Here is a 25,343-nt window from a genome sequence, read left to right as displayed (position 1 = left end):
ACATGAGCGACTACGATCCGAAACTCGACAGGCCCGTCTACGACGACGTCGCGTTCGAGCAGAAGGCCCCGAGCCGTGGGCTTTACCTTGTCACGGGTGTGGTGGCCGCGATCGTAGCCGCCGCAGGTCTGATGTTCTTCTCGGGCGACAAGGGCGAGCGGAGCGAGATGGCCCGCAGTCCGGATCCCGCGGGCATCAATGCGCCGACCAACGAGACCCGGACGCCGAACGTGCCGAGGATCACGCCGATCCCGGTGACGCCGACGCCGGAGATGCCTCAGGAAACGCCGCGCCAGCAGTAACGCGAGCGCGCCGCCTGCGCAAAAAAAGAGCCCGACCGCGAGATCCGCGGTCGGGCGCACAGGCCTTTATTCTCTGCATTCCGGAAGTAGCACAGCCCCCTGTGGGACCTGACGAGTCAATCCTGCAGGGCAGGCTTGTTCCTTTTTCATCGCAGTTCGACTCCAAGTTCCTCCTTGAGTGAATTTCCCAAGGCGTGAAAGGTTTCGGCGCGCGCCGATGTCCGCCGCCACACCAGCCCGATACGGCGATGCGGAACGGCGCCCACCAAGGGGCGCACCGTCACGTCGAGGCCGCGCAGGATGCCGGCATCGATTGCCATTTGCGGCATCAGGGTCACGCCCAATCCGTTTGCCACCATCTGCGCCAGCGTATGCAGGCTCGTGCCATTGAAGCCGGCATTGCGCCGCGCGCCTTCCAGCTCGCAGGCCGCCAGCGCCTGGTCGCGCAGGCAGTGACCGTCCTCCAGCAGCAGCAGGTTCTCGTCGGCGATGTTCGCGGCCGGTTGATGGCTCGACGGATAGACGATCGAGAACCGGTCCTCGCCGAGGTCCATGACTTCGAGGTCGCCCAGCGCATAGGGCAGCGCCAGCAGCACGGCGTCGAGTTCACCGCTGTCGAGGCGTTCGAGCAGGCGGGCGGTCTGGTCCTCGCGCAGATAGAGCTGCAGCTTCGGGAAGCTTTTACGCAGGCGCGGCATCGCGCGCGGCAGCAGGAACGGGCCGATGGTCGGGATGACGCCGAGATGCAGCGGACCCGACAGCGGGTCGCGCGACGCCTGGGCCAGGTCCATCAGGTTCTCCGCGCCCTCCAGCAGCCCCCGCGCCCGGTCCGCGACGCCGCGGCCCAGCGGGGTCGGCACGACTGTGCGCTTGGTCCGCTCCAGCAGGGGGGCGCCTAAAAGCTCCTCCAGCTCCTGGATGCTGGCGCTGAGGGTCGACTGGCTGACGTTGCAGGCGGCGGCCGCCTGGCCGAAGTGGCAGCGATCGACCACGGCCACCAGGTAGCGAAGCTGTCGCAAGGTGGGGGTAGGTTTCATAGGGGGCATATAATCGCTTTTACCGATTATTCAATTCGGTATTTTGCGCTTTAAACGATCTTAGAATGCCCCTAAGTAACCGTTGCGACCAATTACCCAAGGAGTTTCAAGCGTGTCCCTCATCAACACCGAGATCAAGCCGTTCAAGGCCACCGCCTTCCAGAAGGGCAAGTTCATCGACGTCACCGAAGCCAACCTGAAGGGCAAGGGCAAGTGGTCGGTCGTGTTCTTCTACCCGGCGGACTTCACCTTCGTCTGCCCGACCGAGCTCGAGGACCTGGCCACGAACTACGCCGAGTTCAAGAAGCTGGGCGTGGAAATCTACAGCGTCTCGACCGACACGCACTTCAGCCACAAGGCGTGGCACGACACGTCGGAAGCCATCAAGAAGATCGAGTACGTCATGGTCGGTGACCCGACCGGCGCCATCACCCGCAACTTCGGCGTGATGATCGAGGAAGCCGGTCTGGCCGATCGCGGCACCTTCGTGGTCGACCCGGACGGCAAGATCCAGATCGTCGAGATCACCGCCGGCGGCATCGGCCGCGACGCCTCGGAGCTGCTGCGCAAGGTCAAGGCCGCCCAGTACGTCGCCTCGCACCCCGGCGAAGTCTGCCCGGCCGCCTGGAAGGAAGGCGAGAAGACCCTCGCCCCCAGCCTCGACCTGGTCGGCAAGATCTAAGGACGACGAAGGGGTGGAGAGACCTTCAAAAGAGGTCCCTCCACTCCGCCCTTCGGGCTCCGGTCGGGACGACGGGTTCCATGGGATCCGTCATCCCGAGCGGAGCGCAGCGAAGTCGAGGGATCTCTTTTTCCTCCGCGACGACCAAGAGTTTTCACAGGAGTACCTCCCATGTTGGATGCCAACCTCAAGACGCAGTTGCAGGGATATCTCGAGCGCCTGACGCAGCCGGTTGAGCTGGTGGCGTCGCTCGACGGGAGCGAGAAGTCGGCCGAGCTGAAGGAGCTGCTGCAGGAGATCGCGGGCCTGTCGGACAAGGTCACGTTCGCCGAGGCCGACGAGGACATGCGCAAGCCGTCCTTCGCCATCGTGCGCGCCGGCACCGACATCTCGGTCCGCTTCGCCGGCATCCCGATGGGCCATGAATTCACCTCGCTGGTGCTGGCGCTGCTGCAGGTCGGCGGCCACCCGGGCAAGGAAGCGCAGGAGACGATCGAGCGGGTGAAGGGCCTCGACGGCGACTACACGTTCGAGACCTATTTCTCGCTCTCGTGCCAGAACTGCCCCGACGTGGTGCAGGCGCTGAACCTGATGAGCGTGCTGAACCCGCGCATCCGCCACACGGCGATCGACGGCGCCCTGTTCCAGGACGAGGTCGAGAAGCGCGGCGTGATGGCCGTCCCGTCGATCTTCCTGAACAGCCTGCCGTTCGGCCAGGGCCGCATGAGCCTGGAGCAGATCCTGGCCAAGCTCGACACCGGCGCCAGCGAACGCGCGGCCGAGGAGATCGCGACGAAGAAGCCCTATGACGTGCTGGTGGTCGGCGGCGGCCCCGCTGGCGCGGCCGCGGCGATCTACGCCGCACGCAAGGGCATCCGCACCGGCATCGCCTCGGAGCGCTTCGGCGGCCAGGTGCTGGACACGATGGGCATCGAGAATTTCATCTCGGTCTCCCACACCGAGGGGCCGAAGATGGCGGCCGCGCTCAGCCAGCACGTGAAGGACTACGAGGTCGACGTGATGGACTTGCAGATCGCCGCCAAGCTGACCCCGGCCGCGACGCCCGACGGCCATGCCGAGCTGGAGCTGCAGAATGGCGCCAGCCTCAAGGCGCGCACGATCGTGCTGGCGCCCGGCGCGCGGTGGCGGCAGATGAACGTCCCCGGCGAGGCCGAGTATCGCAACAAGGGCGTGGCCTACTGCCCGCACTGCGACGGCCCGCTGTTCAAGGGCAAGCGGGTGGCGGTGATCGGCGGCGGCAATTCCGGCGTCGAGGCGGCGATCGACCTCGCGGGCCTGGTGAGCCACGTCACCCTGATCGAGTTCGACAGCCAGCTCCGCGCCGACGCGGTGCTGCAGGCCAAGCTCAAGTCGCTGCCCAACGCCACGGTGATCGTCTCGGCGCAGACGACCGAGGTGCACGGCGACGGCGCCAAGGTGACGGGCCTCGCCTACAAGGACCGCGCGGCTAACAACGGGGCGGGCGAGCAGAAGACGATCGAGCTCGAGGGCATCTTCGTGCAGATCGGCCTGGTGCCCAACACCGAGTGGCTGAAGGGCGCGATCGCCTTGAGCCCGCGCGGCGAGATCGAAGTCGACGCCAGGGGCCAGACCTCGGTCCCCGGCATCTTCGCCGCCGGCGACGCCACGACCGTGCCCTATAAGCAGATCGTCATCGCCATGGGCGAGGGCGCGAAGGCCGCGCTGTCGGCATTCGACCACCTGATCCGCAGCACGCCGGTGGAGGTGAAGGAAGCGGCTTAGGCCGCAAGGCAGATGACCCGGGTCCTCGCCGGCCCGGGTTGTCGCACGCCTATCGCGTCGCTCCCGTTGTCATCCCGAGCGAAGCGAAGCGAAGCCGAGGGACCTTTCCTGCCCCTGTAGCGCACCTAGCCCGGCATCTTGTCGATGAACCCCACCACAGACGCCAGCCGCCCATCCGGCGCCAGGGTGCAGAAATCGACACCCTCGACGACCGATGGCCCATCGACCGGACCGAGCGACCACGTGAAGCGCAGATAGCCGCCCACCGGCCCACCAGAGGGGCCGGCATGAGCGTCGACCTTCGACGTGCGCTTGAGCACGAAGCCCGGGAACTTCGCCTGCACGCCCGCCAGCATGGCATCGATCCCGGCATGCAAGTCGCTCGCCATCACCGGATCGCGGTAGATGCCCTTCTCAGTCCAGGCCGCCGCAATGCCGGCGCCGCGGCGCGCGGCATCGGTCTCGTTCCAGGTGGCGACGTAGGCCTCGACGACGGCGTCCGGCGTGGCGGTGGGATGGGACATGGCTTCCTCCTGCGGATGGTTGATCCACGCGGGAGGTAGGCCAGCGCAGGCGAGGCGGCGATTGTCTGGGAGGTAATGAGGCATTCTCGTAACGCTGGAGCGAGCTTCCTTGTGCTGCTTAGTGCCAGACAGGCGCATACATGCAGTTGGCAACCCCCGTTCTTCTCGCAGGCGACACCACGAGCGTGCCCTGCAAGCAGATCGTCGTCGTCCTGCGCGAGGACCTCAAGGGCGCGTTATCGGCGTTCGACACCTGATCCGGAGTACGCTGGTCGAGCTGTAGGAGGCGGCTTAGACGAGTATGACCGCCCCACATCATGCCAAAAGCCGGCACGCCCTACACCTTCGCTAGCTCGCGGGAATAACCTAGAGCTGGAATTCGCGCTTTAGTATTTCGTACAGGGCTTTGGCCCCGCCTATGTCAAGTTGAAGAGTCTGGCTCTGCTTTCCCGGAACTTGTCGCGAATTTCGACCGTACGTGTCGATCTGCAAAACTCTGATGCCATCTCTTTCAAAAGTTGAATACGTCGCATCAATCTCATCATGCAATGAAGCTCGCTCACGATCTTTTCGCGCAAATGATCGAACTAGCGCCATGCATACCCTCACTTTACTTCTTTATAGTTCATCCGTACTAACTTGACGCTCAAAAGCCTTATTCAGAAGCGTTCGCAGTCTGAGGCGTATAGCGTAGCCATCATTCGGAGATTGCTGATAGCGCTCAAACTCAACAAGTTCATAGTCAGCTTTATCAAAGTCGCTTTCCGCGATTGCGCGGTTGTCAATTCTCAGTTTCTCAAATTTTAGCAATCGCGACCTCGAAATATCTCCGAGCCACCTTTCGTCACGCGCGATCCGAAACAAATGATAATAGATATTAATCATGCCGACTGATCGCAGCAGTGGATCAGCATCGACGAAAACCCTCACCATTGCGTCAAGCACGCGTTCCGTATCAGAAACGAATGTCAACCTGCTAGTCTTGGGTCTATTCTCGAACTCGCGTACAAAGCCGTCCAGATAGATCTTCTTTGTGTCGACAACCCGTTGCGCTTTCTGAGCACTAAGAAACTTGGCCGCAGTATCGAAATGCCGGTAGCGTTGATTCTTGAACGGCAACTTCTTGGTAAAGAACTTGTGTTTAGAGATATGCCGTATTGCAGTAGGCAAAGGGCCCGGAAAAGCGTTTCGCTTTTCTGCTGCACTCAATGGAACCGCTTCGTTTAACCGCGAGAACATCTCTTCGATCATCTCAATATCGGCAGTTTCGATCGAGACGACAGAGAGCGTATAGCTATCAAAAGATATTTTGAGATCTGGATGTTGTTTGCTCAATTCAGCATATGTAAGACCCGACGCCTCAACTTTTGGATCTTTAAAGTATTCGAAATCGTCCGCCAGAGGAAAAGCTCCGTCGATAAACTTCCAAATTGTTTCGAGCCGCTGCTTCCCGTCTACAATCGCGTAGTCGAATTTCGACGACGCGCGCTTTGGCAGTTTATGAAAGTACAACTTCGGAATGTCGAAGCCATTGAGTATTGAATCAATCAACAGCTGACGCTTGTCTAGACTCCATATTTCGCTTGCTCGCTGATAAACAGGATCAAGTTGAACACGATTCTTCCTCGCGTACAGGTACAGGATCGCGCTCTGGGGTAAAGTTGTCACTTCCATGGCATTCATTCGAGCAACTCGCGAGCAGCCGCCGCAACTCTATCCAGATCCGGGAACACCGTAAATTCACTAACTTTGAGCCGCGCCAGTTCGTCTCGTATGCGGGCTTTTGCGGCTTTGGGAACAATCAACCGCCATACATGGCTGCCATCGCCAACTTTCTCGATCGGCATTGCTTCGCGATGGACGATCGTGAAGGTTCCTAGTTGCGCTTCAATTCTCCGAGTGTTCCTCTCGGCAAGTGCCGCGACCGGTGTAAAATTTGTTAGCTTTTCGCTGCCCACGCTACTCGGAAGATAGTTGTCAAGCTGACGATCCATTCCAAACAAAGGAATTTCCTTCGGATTGTCGAAGCGTATGTTGGCTTTCTTGTTAAGTTCTACAGGATCGAGACACCAGAGCGCTCCATCAACTCTAGGTCGTGCCGTTACAATAAAATAGAGAGCTGTGAGAGGACTTTCAGACCAGTCCAAAAGGCGAGTGGGCGCCCGATGGTGCTGCATCGTAAAAATCCACTCCCATTCGGTTCTTGGTCTTTCCCCGATGTAGGCAAAGGCGTTTTGCATGAAATGCTTAACGTAAGCTCGCTCTGCGGCAAGAGTTGCTATACTGCGAGCAATAGATGGCACTAGAGGCCAACTCTTATTTGAGTGCCCCCTGAACCACACACTTTCCTTTGGCTTAAGCCTTCGATTGAGCTCTTCTAAAAGGTCGCCAACTGACCGAATCTGTTTATCAGGAAACCGCATGCTTGCTCACGATCCCACCAATGAAACCATACAAGTAACGCACGACGGCTGAATCTTGTCGCCAATTATCGAACAGAAATCCACAACCTTGGCTTGATCCCTCGCAATATGCTTCGCCAATCTGGTCGGGCTCGCCCCATGAACAAGCAAACTAAGTTAACCAAACCAAGCCGGACGGTGTCCGTAGATCCTCTCACACCCGCAGAGCGCAGTGTCAGAATGAGTCTCGTTCGACACAAGGACACCAAGCCCGAGCGAGTGGTACGAAGCACCGTTTCGGCGCTCGGGTATCGATATCGACTCCAGGCGCGCAATCTGCCTGGTCGTCCTGACCTTGTATTTAAGGGGAAGCAGAAAATAATCTTCGTTCACGGTTGCTTTTGGCATCGGCACTCAGCCGCCACCTGTCGGTTAGCTCGGCTCCCGAAGTCTCGAATCGATTTTTGGACTTCAAAGCTCACCGCAAACGCGAAACGTGATCGCCGTAATATCAGCCTGCTCAGAAAAGACGGTTGGAAAGTCTTGGTTGTATGGGAGTGTCAAATCGGAGATAAGGAACGTTTAAAGAACGCCCTTGCTGCCTTTCTTGGGGACAAGAAATGAAATCGGTCGAGCTGTTTGTCGGAGCAGGTGGGCTTGGCATTGGTGTAAGCAACGCTGGCTTTATGCCCCAAGCAATCATTGAAAGAGATAAATGGTGCTGTGACACAATCCGAGAGAATCGGAATGATGGCGTGCCAGCTGTGGTCAAATGGCCCGAGCCAACCGAATGTGACGTGAGAACAGTTGATTTTCATCCATACGAAGGTCAAGTCGATCTAGTAACTGGCGGCCCACCTTGTCAGCCGTTTTCCCTGGGCGGTCGACATCGAGCGCATGACGATGAACGTGACATGTGGCCAGAGGCGGTTCGCGCGGTTAGAGAAATTAAGCCCAAAGCATTCATTTTCGAGAATGTGAAGGGGCTTACTCGTGCAAGTTTCGCCAGTTACCTAACGTACATTATTCAGCAATTAACCTATCCAGACATTATTCGTAAGAATTGCGAGAATTGGGAAGACCATCTCGGCCGCCTAGAGCGGCACCATACTGGCAACAAGCGCAGCACTGGATTGACGTATCGAGTTGTATGTCGCGTACTGAATGCAGCTGATTACGGAATCCCTCAACGGCGAGAGCGTATCGTCTTCGTTGGGTTTCGTCGCGACCTGGGTGTCGAATGGTCATTCCCCGACGAAACTCACTCCATCGACGCGCTTCTTTGGTCTCAATTGCGAAGCGGTGAGTATTGGGAACATCATCGCGTCGCTAAACGCGAACGGCAGGTTGGGCCACGGCTGCAAGAGAGAGCATTGAAGATCGGGGCTCAGCCAGAGACAAAAGCCTGGCTGACTGTGAGAGACGCTCTGCGCGGCCTGCCTGATCCCGAGCTTGAGCCCAAGAAGGCATTCCATATCCCTAATCATCGCTTCCAACCTGGGGCGCGCGCCTATCCCGGTCACACCGGCAGTCCCCTTGATGAACCAGCTAAAGCTCTCAAGGCGGGCGTACATGGCGTCCCAGGCGGTGAGAACATGCTTGTTCGCTCCAGTGGCAAAGTACGCTATTTTACTGTTCGGGAGAGCGCGCGTTTGCAGACATTTCCAGATGACTTCGTATTCCATGGAGCATGGAGTGAGACGATGCGTCAGCTAGGCAATGCGGTTCCTGTTGAATTGGGTGCGATGGTGGCCAGAAGTGTTCGTAAGCAATTAATGCTTGTGACGAGGTCCAAGCAGTTCCAATGACTAAGAGTCCTCTTCCTCAAGCTGAATCGGTCATTGCAAATCTTCGAAAGGACCTTGAGGAATTAGCTGCTGAGATCAACACAGGTCAGTTCTCGGCCACCTCAAGGCGCCGATTGAACGACGCTTTGAACAACGCAGCAAACGACTTGCAAGCTTTACTTGCGAAGCTGGATCCGATCACTCGTCCCAGTGCCGTCTTTGATCCAGGAAACCCACGCACTACTGGCTTTTTCATTGCTTTAGCACTAACGGCTCAACCGCGCCGACCACTAAGCGAGCTTCAGCTTTTCCATGGATCAGGAGTCTATGCGATATACTACTCGGGTAGCTTCTCCCTCTACTCTCCCATCAGCAGCACTGACACGCCAATCTATGTTGGACAAGCGGCACCCCATCAGCAGGGTGCGATGACTCCAGTTGCTCAGGGTGCTCGGCTGGCCGCTCGACTCAACGAGCATCGTAAGAATATTGAGAGGGCCGGGCAGAACCTCCAAATAGAAGACTTTGAATATAGAGCTCTGGTCGTTCAGACCGGATGGGAGACCGGCGCAGAGGATTATCTAATCCGTTTATTCAGGCCGATTTGGAACAGTGAGACAAAGCTGGTTTTCGGACTTGGCAAGCATGGTGACGATGCCAATACACGCCGCAATAAACGGTCACCATGGGATACCCTTCATCCAGGTAGAGCTTGGGCGGCAAAGTCCACTGAGGACGCCAAGAGCATCGAAAGGATCCAGTCGGAGTTAGCTGAACATTTTTCTAAGCATCCGCCTCTCAAGCGACTGAGCGACGTATTGGCCAGCTTCGTCGACGAGTTGCGCCAAACATAACTCACGGTCTCTGGGTCTTCATGGAAGGAGGAGGAGCGCTCAATGGACGACGATGTAACGCCGCACCTAAATTGCGAAATTGAACTGGATCTTTCAGGTCCAAATTCTCAGACGGTGAACACATGGTGCGCCGCCGCGCTCCGCAAGCTGGCGGACAGAATTGAGCGAGATGAGCTAGAAACGGGCCACCATCCCGTGATCGACGAGTCCGGTAAGACCATCGGGTCGATCTACCTCGACCATTTTGGAGAGACATCGCTTTAACCGGCGACGGTTAGCAGTCGCAACGAATACCAGGTCGCCCGCTCCTTGCCTTGGTGGCACTCGTGTCCCGTCGACACCACCTCGCGCAGCCGCACCTTGAGCGCGTTGCGACTGGCGGCGATAAGCTGCGCAATCGTCAGGCGATCCTGCGCGCGTAGCGCACCGAGCATCGGCCCCGGCCCGGTCACCCGACCTCACCCCCCCGCCGCCTTGATCCTCTCCTCCAGCATCCCCCGGATCGGCGCATCGGCCGGCAGGAGCGCCAGCAGCGTCTTCCAGCGCTGCAGCGCCGCCGGCTTGTTGCCCGCGGCTTCGGCGGCGACGCCCAGGTAGAACAGGGCCAGCGCGTTGCGCGGCTCGGCCTTCTCCAGCCGCTCCAGCACGGCGACGGCCTGGGCCGAGGGGACGGCGCCGGGGCTCAGCTGGCGCACATGCGCCTCGGCCCAGTCGGCCAGGATGCGCGCGTCGACGGGGGCCAGCGTGTCGGCGCGGCCGTAGGCGTCGGCGGCGTTGGCGTTCTCGCCCAGCACCTTCCAGGCATTGGCCAGGCGCAGCCAGCCGGCGCGGTCCTGCGGCGCGTCGGCGAGGCGCGCGGCCAGCCCCTCGACCATGGAGCGGATCGCCTGCTGGCGCTGCTCCGGCGTGAGCTGCGCCATCGCCTCCTGCTGCTCGCGGCTGGGCGTCGGCATGGTGGATTGCGGTGGTTGGGTTTGCGGCGTCGCGCTTTGCGGCACCTCGATGCCCGCGGCCTTGGCCACCCGCGCGATCTCGGCGCGCAGCAGGCCGAGATAGGGCGCGTCGGGCGGGCTCTTGGCGGCAAGGTCGCTCCAGCGGGCGATCGCGGCCTTCGAATCGCCGCTCTGCGCCTCGTGCAGGCCGAGATAGTAGAGGATGCGCGGATCGTCGGGCCGCGCCTGTAGCGCGCGGCGTAGCGCGTCGAGTGCCTGGGGGGTGACGGTGCCGCCGGCCTCAAGGGTCAGGCCCTCGCCGAGTGCGGCCAGCGCGTCGGCGTCGTTGGGGTCCTGCGCCAGGCGGGCGCGCGCCTCGGCCAGCAGGCGGGCGACGTCGAGCTGTTGCGGGGCGGCGGGGTGCTCGGCGCCACGATCGGCGAACGGCGCGGCAGGAAGACCAGGGCGGCCGGTCTGCAGGTAGAGGCCCAAGGTCAGCAGCGGGACGAAGAGCGAGAGCGCGGGAGGCAGCCACTTCTGCACCGCGTCGGAGGGGGTCTTTGCTTTGGCCGTGCCTGCGGCGGCGTCGCCGGCGGCCAGCATGCGGCGCTCGATCTCGGTGCGGGCGGCGGCGGCTTCGGTGGGGCCGAGCGTGCCGGCGGCGCGCTCGCGCTCCAGTTCGGCCAGCTGGTCGCGGTAGATCGCCAGTTCGCCCGACAGCCGGTCTCGCGCGGGCAGGCGCGGGCGCAGCAGCGGCCAGAGAAGGGCGGCGACCGTCGCGGTGGTGAGGAGAGCCAGCAGGAATTCGAGCATGGCCCGTCAGCCCTTCAGGAGCGCGTCGAGGCGGCGGCGCTCCTCCTCGTCGAGCGGCTTTGGCGCCGCGACGGGTTGGGCGCGGCGGCGGCGCGCGGCGAGGAGGAGAGCGCCGCCGGCGACCAGCAACACGAGCGGCGCGCCCAGCCACAGGACGAGCGTGCCGGCCTTGAAGGGCGGCTTCAGCAGCACGTAGTCGCCGTAGCGCGCGACCATGAAGGCGAAGACGTCGCCGTCGCTGTCGCCGGCGGTCAGCCGCTCGCGCACGGCCCGGCGCATGTCGCGCGCGACTTCGGCCGAGGAATCGTCGATCGACTGGTTCTGGCAAACGACGCAGCGCAACGCGCGGCCGATCTCACGCGCGCGGGATTCGAGCGCGGGGTCGGGCAGGATTTCGGAGGGCTCGACGGCGTGGGCGGGGAGTACGAAGGAAGTGAGCGCGAGCGCGCAGATCGCGAGGAGGCGTCTCACTTCGCCGCTCCCTTGAGGAACGGCAGGATCGTCTCGTTCAAATCCCGCTCGGTGATCGGCCCACGATAATGGCGGAGCACGATGCCGGTGCCGTCGATCAGATAGGTCTCGGGCACGCCGGAGAGGCCCCAGTCGAGGCCGGTCTTGCCGTCGAGGTCGAGGCCCGCGAGCTTGAAGGGATCGCCGAGCTTCTTCAGCCACGCGGTCGCATCCTCGCGCTTGTTCTTCCACGCGATGCCAATGATGGTCGCGCCCTCGCGTTCGGCCAGCCGCGTGAACAGCGGATGCTCGGCAAGGCAGGGCGTGCACCAGCTCGCAAAGAAGTTCACGATCACCGGCTTGCCGGTGCGCAGCGCCGCGCCGGTGAGCGGCGGGTCGCCCTGATGCAGCGCCGGCAGGTCGAGCTTCGGCGCCTCGCGGCCGACCACCACCGAGCCGATCGAGGCGGGATCGCGGCCGCTGGTCAGCGACCAGGCGAAGAAGCCGGCCATCAGCGCGAGCGTCAGCAGCGGCAGGACGAAGAGGAGCCGGCGCATGCTATTCCGCCGCCTGCAGCACGGGCTTGCGCGACGGCGCACCGATGCGCAGGCGCCGGTCCGACAGCGAGACGAAGCCGCCCAGCGCGCACAGCGCCGCACCGAGCCAGATCCACGGCGCCAGCGGATTGAGATAGAGGCGGATCACCCAGCCCTGCTTCGGATCGCCCTCGCCCAGGGTGGCGTAGAAGTCACGCAGCAGGTTGGTCTGGATCGCCGTCTCCGCGACCTGGCGGCGCTGCACGGTGAAGAGGCGCCGCTCCGGCTGCAGCACCGTGTAGGGCTTGCCGCCGACGGTGACGTTCAAGGTCGCACGCTCGGCCACGTAGTTGGGGCCCTGCACCTCGTCCATCCGCTCGAGCTGCACGGCGTAGCCCGCGAAGGAAACCTTGTCGCCGGGCTTCATGGTCTGCATCAGCTCGGTGTTCCACGACGAGGTCGCGACCGAACCCAGCACGACGACGCCCAGGGCTGCGTGGCTGATCACCATGCCCAGGGTCGAGCGCGGGATGGTGCGGAGCGTGCCGGTGCGGATGCGATCGCCGAGCGAGACCAGGCTGCCGACGATCAGCCAGACACCGAAGCCGAAGGCGAGAGCCGCGAGCGTCGAGCGGCTGTCGATCATCGTCATCGCGACGAGGATCGCCGCCAGCGACACGACGAGCGCGATCCGCAGCCGCATCAGCGCCGGCCACAGCTCGGCGCGCTTCCAGCCGAGGAACGGGCCGACGCAGAGCGCGGCGAACAGCGGCGCGCAGAGCGGCACGAAGGTCGCGTTGAAGAACGGCGGGCCGACCGAGACCTTGTTGCCGGTCAGCAGGTCGAGGAACAGCGGATAGAGCGTGCCCAGCAGCACCGTGGCCGCCAAGGTGCACAGCAGCAGGTTGTTCAGGATCAGCGCGCCCTCGCGGCTGACCGGCTGGAACAGGCCGCCGCCCTGCAGCTGCGGCGCGCGCCAGGCGTAGAGCGCGAGGCCACCGCCGGTGACGAGCAGCAGGAAGGCGAGGATGAACATGCCGCGCGCCGGGTCCTGCGCGAAGGCATGCACCGAGGTCAGCACGCCCGACCGCACGAGGAAGGTGCCGAGCAGCGACAGCGAGAAGGCCAGCAGCGCCAGCAGCACCGTCCAGCTCTTCAGTGCGTCGCGCTTCTCCACGACGATGGCCGAATGCAGCAGCGCGGTGCCGGCGAGCCACGGCATCAGCGAGGCGTTCTCGACGGGATCCCAGAACCAGAAGCCGCCCCAGCCGAGGATGTAGTAGGCCCACCATGAACCGAGCGCGATGCCCAGCGTCAGGAAGCACCAGGCCGCGAGCGCCCACGGCCGCACCCAGCGCGCCCACGCGGCGTCGACCCGGCCTTCGAGAAGGGCGGCGACGGCGAAGGCGTAAGTCACCGAGAAGCCGACATAGCCGAGATAGAGAAGCGGCGGATGGAACGCGAGGCCGGGATCCTGCAGCAGCGGATTGAGCCCGTTGCCATCGGGCGGCGCGGGGAAGACGCGCTCGAACGGATTCGAGGTGAAGAGCAGGAAGGCGAGGAACCCGACGCCGATCAGCGCCTGGATCGCCAGCACGCGGCTGCGCAGCGTGTCGGGCAGGTTGTTGCCGAAGACCGCGACCGCCGCACCGAACAGCGCGAGGATCAACGCCCACAGCAGCATCGAGCCTTCGTGGTTCCCCCACACGCCGCTGATCTTGTAGAGCAGCGGCTTGGCCGAATGCGAGTTGTCGACGACGTTGAGGACGGAGAAGTCCGACGTGACGTAGGCCTGCGTCAACGCGCCGAACGCCAGCAGCACGAGGAAGGCCTGTGTCAGCGCCGCCGTGCGGCCGAGCGACATCAGTCTGATGTCGTTACGCGATGCGCCGACGAGCGGCAACGTCCCCTGCACCAGCGCGACGGCTAGCGCGAGGATGAGCGCGAAATGTCCAAGCTCAGGAATCATGTCTTCTGGACCGCGGGCCTCCAGGCCCGCTCATGATCGTGAGGCGGACCTGGAGGCCCGCGGTCCGCATGAGCCTGACGCTCACTTCTTGTCTTTCCATTGGCCCGACTCTTTGAGCGCCTTGGCGACCTCAGGCGGCATGTAGTTCTCGTCGTGCTTGGCTAGAATCTCGCGCGCCGTGAACACGCCGTCCGGCCCGATCGAGCCCTCGGCGATCACGCCCTGCCCCTCGCGAAACAGATCGGGAAGAATCCCGCGATAGGAAACCTTCAGCGTCTTGTTCGTGTCGGTGACGATGAAGCGTACGAGCTGACCGTCCTTCTGGACGCTGCCCTGCTCGACCAGACCACCCAGCCGGAAGCGGCGGTCGGCACCGATGTTCTTCTCCGCGACCTGCGTCGGCGAATAGAAGAAGACAAGATTGTCGTTCAGCGCCGTGAGCACGAGCGCGGCCGCGACGCCGAGCGTGCCCAGAGATCCCAGCAACAACCAAAGGCGGCGGCGCTTCGGGGTCATCGACGTTTGTCCAGGCCCCGCGCAGCGAGCTCGCGTCGCACCTTCCGGTGCGCGCTGAGCGACGCGATCACCAGACCGCCCAGGATCGTGGCGGCCGCCAGATAGGCCGCAAGGATATAGGCCGCATGATTGCTCATGCCGCGGCCTCGGCATTCTCGAGGCGGCGGCGGTCGATTTCGGTCTCGGTGCGCAACAGCACCAGAAACACGAACAGGAACAGCAGCGCCACCGCCATCCAGAGTAGCGGCACCAGGATCGAATTGTGGATCGCCGGCGCATCGAGCCGCGTGATCGAGGCGGGTTGGTGCAGCGTGTTCCACCAGTCGACCGAGAACTTGATGATCGGCAGGTTGATCACGCCGATCAGCGCGAGGATCGCGGCCGCACGATCGCCGCGCTCCGGCGAATCGTAAGCGCGGCTGAGCGCGATGTGGCCGAGATAGAGGAAGAAGAGCAGCAGCATCGAGGTGAGCCGCGCGTCCCACACCCAGTAGGTGCCCCACATCGGCCGGCCCCACAGCGAGCCGGTGAGCAGGCACACCGCCGCGAAGCTCGCGCCGACCGGCGCCGCCGCGCGCGCCATCAGTGCCGCCAGCGGATGGCGCCACACCAGCAGCGAGGCGCCGAGCGCGGCCAGCATCGCGTAGCCACCCATCGACAGCCATGCCGACGGCACGTGCACGAACATGATCCGCACCGTCTTGCCCTGCTGGTAATCCTCGGGCGCCACGAAGAAGGCCATGTAGAAGCCGACCGCGATCATCAGCGCCGTCGCGAAAGCGAGGCCCGGCAGCACGCGCTGCGAGAAGCGCCGGAAACGCGCAGGATTGGCGAGAAAATGCAGGTCGGCCATCGGCCCCATCCTCCCTATTCGCCGGCTTGCCGCAAGGCTGCGGCAATCGCCCAAGGCGTCGTGGCCAGGGCGACCAATGCAAGAGCGGCGAGGATCGCGACATGTGTCACGATGCCCTCGCCCGCCGCCAGCGTTTCGATCGCGCCCGCACCAAAGATCAGCGTCGGCACGCAGAGCGGCAGCGCGAGCAGCGCCAGCAGGGCGCCGGACTTGCGCGCACCGAGCGTGAGAGCGGCCGCAAGCCCGCCGATCAACGACAAAGTGGGCGTGCCGACCAGCAGGGTCGCCCCCAGCGCCAGCAGGCTTTGACCGTCGAGGCCGAAAGCGATGCCGAGAAAGGGTGCGAGCAGGCTGAGCGGCAGGCCGGTCACGATCCAGTGAGCGAGGCATTTCGCCAGCGCCGCCAGTTCTAGCGGCCACGGCGCCAGCAGCAGGAGGTCGAGCGTGCCGTCCTCGTAGTCGGCGGCAAACAGCCGCTCCAGCGAGAGCAGCGCGGCGAACAGCGCGGCGCACCAGAGGACACCTGCCGCGATGCGAGTCAGCACATTGGTCTCGGGGCCGATGCCCAGCGGAAACAGCACCGTCGCCACGACGAAGAAGGCCAGCACGACGCCGACATCACCCGGCCGGCGCCAGACGAGACGCAGATCGCGCATCAGCAAGGCCGTGAAGCCGCTCATGCCGGCCTCTCCACCGAGGCGCCGCCGCGCAGCTCGAGCCGCTGCGCACCCTCGATGCCGAGCTCGGCATGGGTCGCGGCGATGGCGAGGCCGCCAGCCGCAAGATGCGCCTGGAGGGCCGTGCGGAACGCGGCTTGAGCCGGGGCATCGAGCGCGTTCAGCGGTTCGTCGAGCAGCCAGAGCGGCGCCTGCGAGAGGACGATGCGGGCCAGCGCGGTGCGGCGGCGCTGGCCGGCCGACAGGGTGCGCACTTCCCGTGCGGAAAGTCCGATCAGGTCGAAGGCCAGCAGCGCGCCCTCCAGCCGGTCGTCGCCCGCGCCGCCGCGCAGACGCTCGGCGACCAGGAGGTTTTCGCCGACAGTGAGGTCGCCTTTCAGCCCCTCGAGATGGCCCAGCCAGGCCAGTCGACCGCGCCAGCTCTCGGGATCCTCAGCGACGTCAGCGCCCTTCCAGGCGATCGTGCCGGCGTCGGATGGGCTCAAGCCCGCCAGGGCGCGCAGGAGAGTGGTCTTGCCGCTGCCGTTGCGCCCGGTAAGCGCCAGCAGCTCGCCTTCGCCCAGCCCGAAGGACAGGCGATCGAACACCTGCCGGCCACCGCGGCGGCAGGAGAGGCCGGTCACTTCGAGAAGCGGAGACGCCATGGGGCGCCGTCCTAGCATGCCGGCAGCAGGCAAAGAAAAAGGCCGTCATCTCGGGGGAGAGTGAGATGACGGCCTAAGCGCCTCCGAGGAGGCTAGAACGTGGCTTTGGGGGGACCACGTTCGGGGGAGATACCCAATCTAAATGGAAGCGCCGGGTGGCTGTCGCTAGGCCCAAATGGGGCAAGAGTGTGATTTCTGAGCAACAGTCGATGCGCAAGTGCAGCGACTGTTGCTCAGGGAAAAATAGATAGGGATTTCAAGAGCTTGAGGGTGTGGCAACACCCTCATTCGTTCTGGGCCGTGCCGGCTCTCGGGCCTAATTACAGGCCCTGCCGCCCGCCACGCCTAAGCGCTGCGCGCTTAGGCGTAGGGATCCGCCGCATCTCTCATACCGTCGCCCATGAACTGGTACGCGAGGATCACCAGGATCACCGGCACCACCGGCAGCATCAGCCACCAGTTCACGGCCACGACGTTGATATCCGTGGCCTCGTTCAGCAGCACGCCCCACGAGGTGATCGGCGGCCGCAGGCCGAGGCCGAGGAACGACAAGGCCGTCTCGGCCAGGATCATCGACGGGATCGACAGCGTGGCCGAGGCAATCAGGTGGCTCATGAAGCCCGGCAGCAGGTGACGGCCGATGATGCGAGCGGGCTTGGCGCCCATCATCTGGGCCGCCGCCGCGTAATCCTCCTCACGCAAGGACAGGAGCTTGGAACGGACGGCGCGCCCCAGACCCGGCCAGTCGAGCAGCGCCAGGATGATGGTGATGCCGAAGTAGACCAGCAGCGGCGACCAGGTGACGGGCAGTGCCGCCGACAGGGCCAGCCACAGGGGCAGATGCGGGAAGCTCTTGATGATCTCGGTCAGCCGCTGGACGACGCTGTCGATCCAGCCGCCGTAGTAGCCGGCCAACCCGCCGAGGATCAGGGCGAGCGCAAACGACAGGCCGATGCCGATGATACCGATGGTGAGGGAGATTCGCGCCGCGTAGACGATGCGACTGAACATGTCGCGTCCTAGTCGATCGGTGCCCAACAGGAAGACGGTGCCACCCTCGGGCGGACACATGAAATGGAAGCGCCCTTCGATCAGGCCCCAGAACTCGTAGCTTTCGCCAAGGCAGAAGAAGCGCAGCTGCTGCGGCTTGTTGGTGTCGGGGCTGTAGACGCGCTGCAGGGTCGCCGGATCGCGCTCCATCTTGAGGCCGTAGACGAACGGCCCGAGGAACGAGCCCTCGTGGAAGAGATGGACCGACTGAGGCGCGGCGAAGATGTAGCCGGAATGGCGGGTGTGCAGGTCGTAGGGCGCGATGAACTCGCTGATGAGCGTCGAGAAATACATCAGCACGAGGAAGGCCAGGGAGACGACAGCCGGCCGGTGGCGGCGGAAGCGCCACCACATGAGCTTCCACTGGCCCGCCATGTAGTAGCGTTCCTGCTCGGCGGTCAGCTTGTCGGCGACGTAGGGGTCCCACGTCTCCTTCGAGACGAAGTGCGGTGTGCGGGGCGGGGTGTTGGGTGTCGTGTCGGTCATGGCACCCTCACTTTTCCGAGCTGCCGAAGCGGATGCGCGGATCGAGCGCGGCCAGCGCCAGGTCCGAGATCAGCATGCCGACGACGGTGAGGGCCGCCACGAACAGCAGGAAGGTGGCGGCCAGATTGACGTCCTGGGTCTTGAGCGCGCTCAGCAGCATCGGGCCCGTGGTCGGCAGCGACAGCACCACCGAGACGATGACCGATCCCGAAATGACGTCGGGCAGCAGGCCGCCGATGTCGGCGACGAACGGGTTGATGGCGTGCCGCAGGGGATACTTCACCAGCAGCTTCATCGGCGGCAGGCCCTTGGCCCGGCCGGTGACGACATACTGCTTCTGCAGCTCGTCCAGCAGGTTGGCGCGCAGCCGCCGGATCATGCCGGCGGTGCCCGACATGCCGATCACGATGACCGGGATGATCAGGTGCTGCATCACCGAAACGATCTTGCCCCAGCTCAGCGGCTTGTCGATGTACTCGGGGTCCATCAGGCCGCCGATCGACAGGCCGAAATAGACCTTGCCGACATAGAGCAGCACCAGCGCCAGCAGGAAGTTCGGGATCGACAGGCCGATGAAGCCGATGAACGAGGCGACGTAGTCGCCCCATTTGTATTGATGCGTCGCGGCATAGACGCCGATCACGAAGGACACGACCCAGATGAAGATGATCGTGCAGGTCTCCATGATGATGGTGAGCACCATCCTCTCGCTGATCAGGTCGGCGACCGGCACCGTATCCTGGCAGGAAAGACCGAAGTCCCAGCGGAAGATGCCGGAGACCCAATCCAGATAGCGCAGCCACAGCGGATGATTGAGGCCGTACAGCGCGCGCAGCTCGTCGGCGCGCTGGTGCGCATCTGGATCGCCGCGCGCCAGCAGCTCCTCGATCTGCGAAGTGACGCAGTCGCCGGGCGGCAAGTCGATGATGAAATAGACGAGGGCGCTGATCACGAACAGCGTCGGGATCATCAGCAGGATGCGACGGACAATGAAGTGCAGCATGTCAGACCACCTCTCGTCCGTTAGACCGTGAGACGCGGACAAAGTGGCCGGGTTCGGCCTCGGTCCAGAGCAGCGGCGTCTTGCCGTCGTCGCGGAACGGCTCGGGCCAGACCGACGGATCGGACGCCTTGCCCTCCATCAGCGCCCCGAGATCGAGGCGGGCATCGGGATCGGGCATCGGCACCGCCGAAAGGAGTGCCTTGGTGTAGGGATGCATGGGATTGCGGAACAGTTCGCCGGCAGGCGCCAGCTCGACCAGGCGGCCGGCGCACATCACCGCGATGCGGTCGGCGATGTAATCGACCACCGCGAGATTGTGGCTGATGAAGAGGTAGGTGAGGCCAAGCTGCTTCTGCAGGTCCTTCAGCAGGTTCAGGATCTGCGCCTGGATCGACACGTCGAGCGCCGACACCGGCTCGTCGCAGATCAGCATATCGGGCCGCAACGCCAACGCGCGCGCGATGCCGATGCGCTGGCGTTGGCCGCCAGAGAAGGAGTGCGGGTAACGGCTGAGGTGGCGGCGGTCGAGGCCGACCATCTCCATCAGCTCAGCGACCATCTCGCGACGATAAGCATCGTCGCCGATCTTATGGATGACCAGCGGCTCGACCAGGATGTCGAAGACCGTCATGCGCGGGTTCAGCGAGCCGAACGGATCCTGGAAGATGAACTGCAGCTTGGTGCGGAAGCGGTTCAGCTCCTCGCCCTCGATGTTCAGCACGTCGGTCTTGCGGCCCCAATCGTCGAAGATCACGCGGCCGCCCTGTCCGGCATCGGCCGAGATGCCGCGCATCAGCATCTTGCTGAGGGTGGTCTTGCCGCAGCCCGATTCGCCCACCAGGCCGAGGCACTCGCCGCGCATGACGTCGAAGCTCACGTCGTTGACGGCGCGGACGGCGCGCGTCGTGCCGCCGCCCATCAGCTGTTCCATCAGCGTGTCGGCCTTGCGGATGCGGAAGGTCTTGGTGACGTGCCGCACCTTGAGTACCGGCGCGTCGGGATTGAAGGTCGCCGTGGGCGCCGAGACCGGCTTCTCCTTCAGCAGATGGCCGGTCGTGCCCTTGATCTCGCGGATCGGCTGCAGCCGCTCGCCGGGCTTCATGTCGAAGCGCGGCACCGCATGCAGCAGCGCCTTCAGGTAAGGATGCTGCGGATCGCGGAAGATGTCGCGCAGGTCGCCCGACTCGACGACCTTGCCGCGATACATGACGACCACGTCGTCAGCGACGTTGGCGACCACCCCGAGATCGTGGGTGATCATCAGCAGCGCCATCCCCAGTTCCTGCTGGAGATCCTTCATGAGACGCAGGATCTGGGCCTGGATGGTGACGTCGAGCGCGGTCGTGGGCTCGTCGGCGATCAGCAGTGCCGGCCGGCAGACCAGCGCCATGGCGATCATCGCGCGCTGACGGAGACCGCCCGACAGCTCGAACGGATAGGTCCTGAGTGCGCGCTTCGGGTCGGGGAAGCCGACCATGCGCAGCATGTCGGTCGTGAGCCCGTCGATCTCGGCACGGCTGAGCTTGCGGCCGCTCTTGCCGCCGAGCGGGCCGCCCGGCTGGGCGCCGTGCAACTCGACCGCTTCGCCGATCTGGTCACCCACCGTATGGAGGGCCGACAGCGAGGTCATCGGTTCCTGGAAAATGATCGAGATCTGGCCGCCGCGGATGCGCCGCATGGCCGGACCGGAACGGTCGATCTTGGCGATGTCGACGACGCCTTCGTTGACCCTCGGATCCTGGAACAGGATCGAACCGGTGGTGATCTTCGCGGTGCGCGGCAGCAGGCCCATGATCGCCTGGCTGCACACCGATTTGCCGGAGCCCGATTCGCCCACCAGGGCCACGGTGCCGCCGGGCGGGATGGAGAACGACACCTTGTCGACGGCCCGCAGCACGCCTTCGTGCACGCCGAACTCGACCGTCAGATCCTCGACTCGCAGCAGATCCTTCATGCCGTTTCTTCCTGACCCGCCACCACGATACCCATGGACCTCAAGTTCGCCTTCGTCGTGTCGCTGAGCGGCAGCCTCGTTGCCTCGACCGCCTCCGATGCCCGCGCCACGATATCGTGAAAGCCCTCGAGCGAGGAATCGACCTTCACCAGCCTGCCGCCAGTCGAACCGACGCTGAGTTGCATCCAGCCATCCGTCCGGTCGCGCTTGGTCGAAAAATAGCTGAGTTTCATCCGGTCGAGACGGCTCCATTCCACCAGCGTGCCGACCGGGCCGTCGGCGCAGAGCGTATCGGGGCCCAGCACGTAACGCGTCCGATGGCGCAATGCCGTGCGTACCAGAAAGAGCGCGAAGAGTCCGAACCCGGCGATGAAAATAGCCGCCAGCCAGACATTGACGTCGAGCAGCAGCAACGGCGCACCGCACAGCACGACACCCGTCGCCGCGCGCCAATAGTCGGCGATCAGCGTCTGCCGCGGATAGCGCAGATCAGCGGAATTCACCCGCGCCCTCCCTTGACCTGGGCATCATGGCCGAACAGCTCGCGCGCCGGACGCACTACGATGTTCTCCAGCGTCTTCATTCTTTCCCACAACGACCTTAGGAAATCCCACGCCCCCGCGTCCATCGCAAGATGATGACTAAGGATGCCGACCGGCTCGCCGCCGCCGCTGCGCGCCTGTGCGAGCGCCGAGACGAGGCTGACTAGCAGCGCTTCCTCGCCCGCAAAGGCGCGACCGCCCTTCCAGTCGATCAGATCGACGTGGGTATTGATCTGCAGCAGGCCGCGCACCGGATGGACGCGCGCACGCGGACCGAAGGTCGAGAGTCCGCGATAGCCGATTTCCGGAAGAGTCGGGATGAGCACCGGCGCAATACGGTTCCATGGCGGTACCATGACGGGCAGCGCCCGGGACCCGAACAGGCGTTCGAGCGCCATCCAGCCGGTCGCAAGCTCGCCCAGGGTGAACATGGCCGGTCGCTGGACGCCCAGTTCGATCTTCTTGTCCGGGGCAACCGCATGATTGGTGTGGGCATATCCATGCTGCAGCACGTCGACGCCCGGCGCAGCGGCGAGGCGTTCGGCCAGCGCCGGCGTCGCCTGCGCCGGCACCACCGCGAGCGCGAGCGGCGTTTTCGTATCGCCAACGATGGCGAGCAGACGATCGAGCGCGGGTCCGGCATCGATCGCATCGTCGTCGCGCCACCAGAGATCGGCCGTGCGACCGGCATCGCGCCAGCGCGCGGCCTCGTCGGCGAGAGCCTGCCAGCCGCTCATGGCGACACCATCTGCTTCAGGGCGGCGACGGTCGCCGCGGCGCCTTTCGCATCGACCGGCGGGAAGCTGCGTATCGAAGGGCCGGCCCACGCCCTGGCGATGGCCGCTGCGAGGTTGGCCGGCGTCAGCTCGTCGGGCGCGATCGACGCCACCATGCCGCGCTCGACCAGGACGCGGGCACGATCGGCCTGTTCGGTCTCCCGCGCGGTGCCGAATGGCACCAGCACGGCACGATCGCCATGGCAGAGCGTCTCGACCACGGTGTTGTATCCCGCCTGCGAGATCGACAGCGCCGCGTTGCGCAGGAGCGACGGGAAGTCGGCGCGCACCGCTTCGACGATGATGTCCGGACCAGCCGACGCGGCAAGCGCCGCACGTTCGGCGTCCGGCATGTTCGGCCCGACCAGCAAACGCCATCTGCGGTCGGCCAGCGCGGTCAACGGCCGAGCGGCGATGGCGGCCTGCAGCAACGGCGCACCGACGGCGCCGCCGCCGGCCGACACGATCACTTCGCCCTTGCCGACATTGACGTCGGAGACGTCCGCGTCCGAATCCGAGACGTAGCCCGTATAGAGCGCCCGCGCCTGGATATCGGCCCAACCGGGGAAGCTGTCGCCGAGCTGCACCAGGGCCGGATCGGCATGGACCAGCACGGCGTCGAAGGCCTCGAAGGTCTGGATCATCTCGTCGACCCGGGCCGGCGAGGCGGTGCGACGCAACACGTCGCGGATCGACGAGACGATCCACGGCGCCGGCTCCCTGTCCTGCGCCGCGTCGAGCAGGGGCATCAACTCGAAGCGAAGTTGCGTGCGGCCGAACGGGAACTGTTCGGTGAGGAGAATGTCGGGTTGCTCGGCTTCGAACAGGTCGAGCAGTTGCCGCGTGCGCGCCGCACGATAGGCTTCATCGACTGGCGTGCCATCGAGCAGCGCCAATTCCTTCAATCGCGCATCGGCCGCGCGCAGCGGCGGCAGTTGATGGAGACGCGCCCTTCCCAGCGCCAGCCCGTCGACCGGCGCGCCGCCCGAGACCAGCAACACGTCGAAGCCGCCCGTCGCCAGCGCGCGCGCCAGCGTGGCGGCGCGGCGAAGATGGCCGATGCCCAGCAGGTGTTGCACGTAGAAGAAGACGCGCGCGGTCATGATGTCATCGGCACGTTCAGCCGTTCGATCGCGATGCGGCCCTCGTCGTGGGCCACGAAGAAATGCGCGCAGGTCCAGTCGAGCTTGTGCGGCGGACGGCCCAGCATGTTCCATCCGGTCGCCAGCGCCAGCAGGGCGCGGATCGCGGCCTTGTGCGACACGGCGACCACCGGCTCGGTGAGCGTCGAACTCCACTGCGAGAGGCGGGCCATCGCCATGCGCGGCGACTCCCCGCCCGGCGGATGGAAGTCGAGCCCGGCCGCTTCCGCCGCCACGAACTGCTCACCGCCGGTGGCGCGCAATTCCTTGACGGTAAATCCTTCCCAGATGCCGAAACTCATCTCGCGCAGGCGGGAGTCGAGGGTCACCGGCATCGCGGGCTGCAGCAATTCGGCGGTGCGGCGCGCGCGTTGCAGCGGACTGCAAATCCTCTTCCAGCCATCGGCCGGCGGCGGCAGACGCCAGCGCGCCGCAGCGGCCTCGCCCTCGGCGCTGAGACGGGTATCGGTCAGGCCCTGCAGCCGGCCTTCGCCATTCCACACGGTGGGGGCATGCCGCACGAGGGCAAACGGTACGGCTCTCATTGCCGCAAGGTCGCCAGGGCAGCAGCAAGCGCATGCGCGGCCGCGCGTTCGTCGTGATGGGCGGCCACGCGTGCTGCCGCCGCCTCGCCAAGCCGCGCGCGTTCGGCCGGATCGTCCAGCAGGCGCGTCACGGCCGCGGCGAACGCTGCCGCGTCGCCGATCGGAGCCAAAAGGCCGCTGATGCCGTCGGCCACGACCGCGGGCACGCCGCCGGTGCGGCCGGCAACCACGGGCAAGCCAGTCGCCTGGGCTTCGAGGAAGGCCATGCCGTAGGCTTCGTTGATCGCGGGCCAAAGGTAAAGGTCCGCCGATGCGTAGAGCGCGGGAAGATCGGTATGCGGCACGGCGCCGGCAAAACGCACGCGCGAGCCGAACGGCGCCATCAGCGCCTCGATCTCAGGCCGCGCGGGACCGTCGCCCACCAGCAGTGCCCGCCAGTCCTTGTCCTTCATCAGGGCGAAGGCGCGGGCGAGTACACGATAGGAGTCGAGCTTGTCGCGCGTGCGCATCATGCCGACGCTCAGCAACAGCGGCGGCCCGGCGGGATCGCGCCTCGGCGGGACCTCGAAGGGTTCTATGTCGATGAACGGCGGCAGCCAGACCTGGCGTGCGCCGGGACGCAGCCGCGCCTTCACGCCGGCAACGTCGCGCGGATTGACCGTCAGCACGAGGTCGACGGCCTCCAGCGCCCGCTCGACGGCGCGATGGCCGAGGCGGGTCGGCCCTTGCGCGCGGCACGGCGCATGCGAGGCCTCGGCGATCACGTAGGGAATGCCCAGCGCGCGCGTCACCACGGGCCCGAGCCAGTCGGGTTTGCGGTAGTAGCAGTGATAGGTGAACCAGAGATCGAAGCGCTCCGGATGATGCGCCGGCAGCGCCCGCCAGCGGGCGATCAACCGCCTGGCCTGCTCCCGCGCCCGACGTTCCAACGCGAGATGAGTGTCGACGGGAGGCGGTCCCGGCGCGACGCGACTGGCGGCCGGCATCACGACCCGGTGCCCGAGACGTTCGAGCAGGCGCTTCAAACCTCGCGCCATTTCGCGATCGCCGGACGGCACGGCGCTGTCGGGCGGCTTCAGCGGCGTGTGCAGCAGCACGCGCAT

General features: G+C 64.5%; 29 protein-coding genes. 7 read left to right on the top strand and 22 right to left on the bottom strand.

The window, feature by feature from the left end; genetic code table 11:
* Window positions 1-2 precede the first annotated feature (2 nt).
* Window positions 3-302, top strand: a complete 300-nt coding sequence (locus AC1RP5_RS02650; protein WP_493109020.1) for a hypothetical protein — start codon at window positions 3-5, stop codon at window positions 300-302.
* Window positions 303-448: 146 nt separating this feature from the next.
* Here AC1RP5_RS02650 and AC1RP5_RS02645 read toward each other — a convergent pair whose 3' ends face one another.
* Window positions 449-1,339, bottom strand: coding sequence for a hydrogen peroxide-inducible genes activator (locus tag AC1RP5_RS02645; protein WP_493109019.1), 891 nt, complete (start codon window positions 1,337-1,339; stop codon window positions 449-451).
* 112 nt (window positions 1,340-1,451) lie between these two features.
* On the opposite strand from AC1RP5_RS02645, the gene ahpC reads away from it, so the two are divergent.
* The gene (gene ahpC, locus AC1RP5_RS02640) at window positions 1,452-2,021 is read left to right on the top strand and encodes an alkyl hydroperoxide reductase subunit C (RefSeq protein ID WP_493109018.1); all 570 of its coding nucleotides are present in this window, start codon (window positions 1,452-1,454) and stop codon (window positions 2,019-2,021) included.
* A gap of 171 nt (window positions 2,022-2,192) precedes the next feature.
* Window positions 2,193-3,785 carry an alkyl hydroperoxide reductase subunit F gene (ahpF, locus tag AC1RP5_RS02635; protein WP_493109017.1) on the top strand — a complete coding sequence of 531 codons (1,593 nt, stop codon included), beginning with the start codon at window positions 2,193-2,195 and terminating at the stop codon, window positions 3,783-3,785.
* 125 nt (window positions 3,786-3,910) lie between these two features.
* On the opposite strand, the gene AC1RP5_RS02630 is transcribed toward ahpF, so the two are convergent.
* The 3 genes from AC1RP5_RS02630 to AC1RP5_RS02620 all read right to left on the bottom strand — a co-directional run bounded on the left by AC1RP5_RS02630 (window position 3,911) and on the right by AC1RP5_RS02620 (window position 6,732).
* Window positions 3,911-4,309, bottom strand: coding sequence for a nuclear transport factor 2 family protein (locus tag AC1RP5_RS02630; RefSeq protein ID WP_493109016.1), 399 nt, complete (start codon window positions 4,307-4,309; stop codon window positions 3,911-3,913).
* 618 nt (window positions 4,310-4,927) lie between these two features.
* On the bottom strand, window positions 4,928-5,992 hold the full coding sequence (locus tag AC1RP5_RS02625) for a GmrSD restriction endonuclease domain-containing protein (protein ID WP_493109015.1): 1,065 nt from the start codon (window positions 5,990-5,992) through the stop codon (window positions 4,928-4,930).
* Window positions 5,989-6,732, bottom strand: coding sequence for an FRG domain-containing protein (locus AC1RP5_RS02620; RefSeq protein ID WP_493109014.1), 744 nt, complete (start codon window positions 6,730-6,732; stop codon window positions 5,989-5,991). The genes AC1RP5_RS02625 and AC1RP5_RS02620 overlap by 4 nt, the downstream gene beginning before the upstream one ends.
* A gap of 108 nt (window positions 6,733-6,840) precedes the next feature.
* Here AC1RP5_RS02620 and AC1RP5_RS02615 point away from each other — a divergent pair, with 108 nt between their 5' ends.
* The 4 genes from AC1RP5_RS02615 to AC1RP5_RS02600 are packed head-to-tail and all read left to right on the top strand — an operon-like array spanning window position 6,841 to window position 9,616.
* The gene (locus AC1RP5_RS02615; protein WP_493109013.1) at window positions 6,841-7,335 is read left to right on the top strand and encodes a very short patch repair endonuclease; all 495 of its coding nucleotides are present in this window, start codon (window positions 6,841-6,843) and stop codon (window positions 7,333-7,335) included.
* Window positions 7,332-8,519, top strand: coding sequence for a DNA cytosine methyltransferase (locus AC1RP5_RS02610; protein WP_493109012.1), 1,188 nt, complete (start codon window positions 7,332-7,334; stop codon window positions 8,517-8,519). Before AC1RP5_RS02615 ends, AC1RP5_RS02610 begins: the two co-directional genes overlap by 4 nt.
* The gene (locus AC1RP5_RS02605; protein ID WP_493109011.1) at window positions 8,516-9,352 is read left to right on the top strand and encodes an Eco29kI family restriction endonuclease; all 837 of its coding nucleotides are present in this window, start codon (window positions 8,516-8,518) and stop codon (window positions 9,350-9,352) included. Before AC1RP5_RS02610 ends, AC1RP5_RS02605 begins: the two co-directional genes overlap by 4 nt.
* Before the next feature lie 42 nt (window positions 9,353-9,394).
* Window positions 9,395-9,616 carry a hypothetical protein gene (locus tag AC1RP5_RS02600; protein ID WP_493109010.1) on the top strand — a complete coding sequence of 74 codons (222 nt, stop codon included), beginning with the start codon at window positions 9,395-9,397 and terminating at the stop codon, window positions 9,614-9,616.
* On the opposite strand, the gene AC1RP5_RS02595 is transcribed toward AC1RP5_RS02600, so the two are convergent.
* The 18 genes from AC1RP5_RS02595 to AC1RP5_RS02510 form a co-directional block, all read right to left on the bottom strand.
* The gene (locus AC1RP5_RS02595; RefSeq protein ID WP_493109009.1) at window positions 9,613-9,804 is read right to left on the bottom strand and encodes a hypothetical protein; all 192 of its coding nucleotides are present in this window, start codon (window positions 9,802-9,804) and stop codon (window positions 9,613-9,615) included. The two genes, AC1RP5_RS02600 and AC1RP5_RS02595, sit on opposite strands and share 4 nt — an antisense overlap.
* 6 nt (window positions 9,805-9,810) lie before the next feature.
* On the bottom strand, window positions 9,811-11,097 hold the full coding sequence (ccmI, locus tag AC1RP5_RS02590) for a c-type cytochrome biogenesis protein CcmI (RefSeq protein ID WP_493109008.1): 1,287 nt from the start codon (window positions 11,095-11,097) through the stop codon (window positions 9,811-9,813).
* Window positions 11,098-11,103: 6 nt separating this feature from the next.
* On the bottom strand, window positions 11,104-11,568 hold the full coding sequence (locus AC1RP5_RS02585; protein WP_493109006.1) for a cytochrome c-type biogenesis protein: 465 nt from the start codon (window positions 11,566-11,568) through the stop codon (window positions 11,104-11,106).
* Window positions 11,565-12,104: a DsbE family thiol:disulfide interchange protein gene (locus AC1RP5_RS02580; RefSeq protein ID WP_493109005.1), complete on the bottom strand. Its 540-nt coding sequence runs from the start codon at window positions 12,102-12,104 to the stop codon at window positions 11,565-11,567. Before AC1RP5_RS02580 ends, AC1RP5_RS02585 begins: the two co-directional genes overlap by 4 nt.
* Window position 12,105: 1 nt before the next feature.
* On the bottom strand, window positions 12,106-14,052 hold the full coding sequence (locus AC1RP5_RS02575; RefSeq protein WP_493109004.1) for a heme lyase CcmF/NrfE family subunit: 1,947 nt from the start codon (window positions 14,050-14,052) through the stop codon (window positions 12,106-12,108).
* Window positions 14,053-14,133: 81 nt separating this feature from the next.
* Entirely contained in the window at window positions 14,134-14,568 is a 435-nt protein-coding gene (gene ccmE / locus AC1RP5_RS02570; protein ID WP_493109003.1) for a cytochrome c maturation protein CcmE, read from the bottom strand.
* Window positions 14,565-14,705, bottom strand: coding sequence for a heme exporter protein CcmD (ccmD, locus tag AC1RP5_RS02565; RefSeq protein WP_493109002.1), 141 nt, complete (start codon window positions 14,703-14,705; stop codon window positions 14,565-14,567). Before ccmD ends, ccmE begins: the two co-directional genes overlap by 4 nt.
* Window positions 14,702-15,421 carry a heme ABC transporter permease gene (locus tag AC1RP5_RS02560; RefSeq protein ID WP_493109001.1) on the bottom strand — a complete coding sequence of 240 codons (720 nt, stop codon included), beginning with the start codon at window positions 15,419-15,421 and terminating at the stop codon, window positions 14,702-14,704. The genes ccmD and AC1RP5_RS02560 overlap by 4 nt, the downstream gene beginning before the upstream one ends.
* Before the next feature lie 14 nt (window positions 15,422-15,435).
* Entirely contained in the window at window positions 15,436-16,101 is a 666-nt protein-coding gene (gene ccmB / locus AC1RP5_RS02555; protein ID WP_493109000.1) for a heme exporter protein CcmB, read from the bottom strand.
* Window positions 16,098-16,742 carry a heme ABC exporter ATP-binding protein CcmA gene (ccmA, locus tag AC1RP5_RS02550; RefSeq protein ID WP_493108999.1) on the bottom strand — a complete coding sequence of 215 codons (645 nt, stop codon included), beginning with the start codon at window positions 16,740-16,742 and terminating at the stop codon, window positions 16,098-16,100. Before ccmA ends, ccmB begins: the two co-directional genes overlap by 4 nt.
* A gap of 360 nt (window positions 16,743-17,102) precedes the next feature.
* Window positions 17,103-18,278, bottom strand: a complete 1,176-nt coding sequence (locus AC1RP5_RS02545) for an ABC transporter permease (RefSeq protein ID WP_493108998.1) — start codon at window positions 18,276-18,278, stop codon at window positions 17,103-17,105.
* A 7-nt stretch (window positions 18,279-18,285) separates the two neighbouring features.
* On the bottom strand, window positions 18,286-19,281 hold the full coding sequence (locus AC1RP5_RS02540) for an ABC transporter permease (protein WP_493108997.1): 996 nt from the start codon (window positions 19,279-19,281) through the stop codon (window positions 18,286-18,288).
* 1 nt (window position 19,282) lies between these two features.
* Complete coding sequence (locus AC1RP5_RS02535; RefSeq protein ID WP_493108996.1) at window positions 19,283-21,235, bottom strand: ABC transporter ATP-binding protein; 1,953 nt, start codon at window positions 21,233-21,235, stop codon at window positions 19,283-19,285.
* Window positions 21,232-21,738, bottom strand: coding sequence for a hypothetical protein (locus tag AC1RP5_RS02530; RefSeq protein WP_493108995.1), 507 nt, complete (start codon window positions 21,736-21,738; stop codon window positions 21,232-21,234). Before AC1RP5_RS02530 ends, AC1RP5_RS02535 begins: the two co-directional genes overlap by 4 nt.
* The gene (locus tag AC1RP5_RS02525; protein ID WP_493108993.1) at window positions 21,735-22,514 is read right to left on the bottom strand and encodes a polysaccharide deacetylase family protein; all 780 of its coding nucleotides are present in this window, start codon (window positions 22,512-22,514) and stop codon (window positions 21,735-21,737) included. Before AC1RP5_RS02525 ends, AC1RP5_RS02530 begins: the two co-directional genes overlap by 4 nt.
* Entirely contained in the window at window positions 22,511-23,656 is a 1,146-nt protein-coding gene (locus AC1RP5_RS02520) for a glycosyltransferase family protein (RefSeq protein ID WP_493108992.1), read from the bottom strand. Before AC1RP5_RS02520 ends, AC1RP5_RS02525 begins: the two co-directional genes overlap by 4 nt.
* Window positions 23,653-24,240, bottom strand: a complete 588-nt coding sequence (locus AC1RP5_RS02515; RefSeq protein ID WP_493108991.1) for a histidine phosphatase family protein — start codon at window positions 24,238-24,240, stop codon at window positions 23,653-23,655. The genes AC1RP5_RS02520 and AC1RP5_RS02515 overlap by 4 nt, the downstream gene beginning before the upstream one ends.
* The gene (locus AC1RP5_RS02510; protein ID WP_493108990.1) at window positions 24,237-25,343 is read right to left on the bottom strand and encodes a glycosyltransferase family 4 protein; all 1,107 of its coding nucleotides are present in this window, start codon (window positions 25,341-25,343) and stop codon (window positions 24,237-24,239) included. Before AC1RP5_RS02510 ends, AC1RP5_RS02515 begins: the two co-directional genes overlap by 4 nt.

The organism is Reyranella sp. GW821-FHT12G01 (assembly GCF_058806575.1).
The sequence above is the reverse complement of the archived record's forward strand: the minus strand, read 5'-3'. Positions and strand labels throughout refer to the sequence as shown.

Bases quoted from the DNA above. Each gene is read 5' to 3' on its own strand.
- AC1RP5_RS02540 (WP_493108997.1), bottom strand. From the start codon at position 19,281: ATGCTGCACTTCATTGTCCGTCGCATCCTGCTGATGATCCCGACGCTG.
- AC1RP5_RS02525 (WP_493108993.1), bottom strand. From the start codon at position 22,514: ATGAGCGGCTGGCAGGCTCTCGCCGACGAGGCCGCGCGCTGGCGCGAT.
- AC1RP5_RS02620 (WP_493109014.1), bottom strand. From the start codon at position 6,732: ATGCGGTTTCCTGATAAACAGATTCGGTCAGTTGGCGACCTTTTAGAA.
- AC1RP5_RS02645 (WP_493109019.1), bottom strand. From the start codon at position 1,339: ATGAAACCTACCCCCACCTTGCGACAGCTTCGCTACCTGGTGGCCGTG.
- ccmA (WP_493108999.1), bottom strand. From the start codon at position 16,742: ATGGCGTCTCCGCTTCTCGAAGTGACCGGCCTCTCCTGCCGCCGCGGT.
- ccmE (WP_493109003.1), bottom strand. From the start codon at position 14,568: ATGACCCCGAAGCGCCGCCGCCTTTGGTTGTTGCTGGGATCTCTGGGC.
- AC1RP5_RS02545 (WP_493108998.1), bottom strand. From the start codon at position 18,278: ATGACCGACACGACACCCAACACCCCGCCCCGCACACCGCACTTCGTC.
- AC1RP5_RS02560 (WP_493109001.1), bottom strand. From the start codon at position 15,421: ATGGCCGACCTGCATTTTCTCGCCAATCCTGCGCGTTTCCGGCGCTTC.
- AC1RP5_RS02615 (WP_493109013.1), top strand. From the start codon at position 6,841: ATGCTTCGCCAATCTGGTCGGGCTCGCCCCATGAACAAGCAAACTAAG.
- ahpF (WP_493109017.1), top strand. From the start codon at position 2,193: ATGTTGGATGCCAACCTCAAGACGCAGTTGCAGGGATATCTCGAGCGC.
- ccmB (WP_493109000.1), bottom strand. From the start codon at position 16,101: ATGAGCGGCTTCACGGCCTTGCTGATGCGCGATCTGCGTCTCGTCTGG.
- AC1RP5_RS02510 (WP_493108990.1), bottom strand. From the start codon at position 25,343: ATGCGCGTGCTGCTGCACACGCCGCTGAAGCCGCCCGACAGCGCCGTG.
- AC1RP5_RS02610 (WP_493109012.1), top strand. From the start codon at position 7,332: ATGAAATCGGTCGAGCTGTTTGTCGGAGCAGGTGGGCTTGGCATTGGT.
- ccmD (WP_493109002.1), bottom strand. From the start codon at position 14,705: ATGAGCAATCATGCGGCCTATATCCTTGCGGCCTATCTGGCGGCCGCC.
- AC1RP5_RS02605 (WP_493109011.1), top strand. From the start codon at position 8,516: ATGACTAAGAGTCCTCTTCCTCAAGCTGAATCGGTCATTGCAAATCTT.
- AC1RP5_RS02650 (WP_493109020.1), top strand. From the start codon at position 3: ATGAGCGACTACGATCCGAAACTCGACAGGCCCGTCTACGACGACGTC.
- ccmI (WP_493109008.1), bottom strand. From the start codon at position 11,097: ATGCTCGAATTCCTGCTGGCTCTCCTCACCACCGCGACGGTCGCCGCC.
- AC1RP5_RS02515 (WP_493108991.1), bottom strand. From the start codon at position 24,240: ATGAGAGCCGTACCGTTTGCCCTCGTGCGGCATGCCCCCACCGTGTGG.
- AC1RP5_RS02630 (WP_493109016.1), bottom strand. From the start codon at position 4,309: ATGTCCCATCCCACCGCCACGCCGGACGCCGTCGTCGAGGCCTACGTC.
- AC1RP5_RS02535 (WP_493108996.1), bottom strand. From the start codon at position 21,235: ATGAAGGATCTGCTGCGAGTCGAGGATCTGACGGTCGAGTTCGGCGTG.
- AC1RP5_RS02575 (WP_493109004.1), bottom strand. From the start codon at position 14,052: ATGATTCCTGAGCTTGGACATTTCGCGCTCATCCTCGCGCTAGCCGTC.
- AC1RP5_RS02580 (WP_493109005.1), bottom strand. From the start codon at position 12,104: ATGCGCCGGCTCCTCTTCGTCCTGCCGCTGCTGACGCTCGCGCTGATG.
- AC1RP5_RS02625 (WP_493109015.1), bottom strand. From the start codon at position 5,992: ATGAATGCCATGGAAGTGACAACTTTACCCCAGAGCGCGATCCTGTAC.
- AC1RP5_RS02520 (WP_493108992.1), bottom strand. From the start codon at position 23,656: ATGACCGCGCGCGTCTTCTTCTACGTGCAACACCTGCTGGGCATCGGC.
- AC1RP5_RS02600 (WP_493109010.1), top strand. From the start codon at position 9,395: ATGGACGACGATGTAACGCCGCACCTAAATTGCGAAATTGAACTGGAT.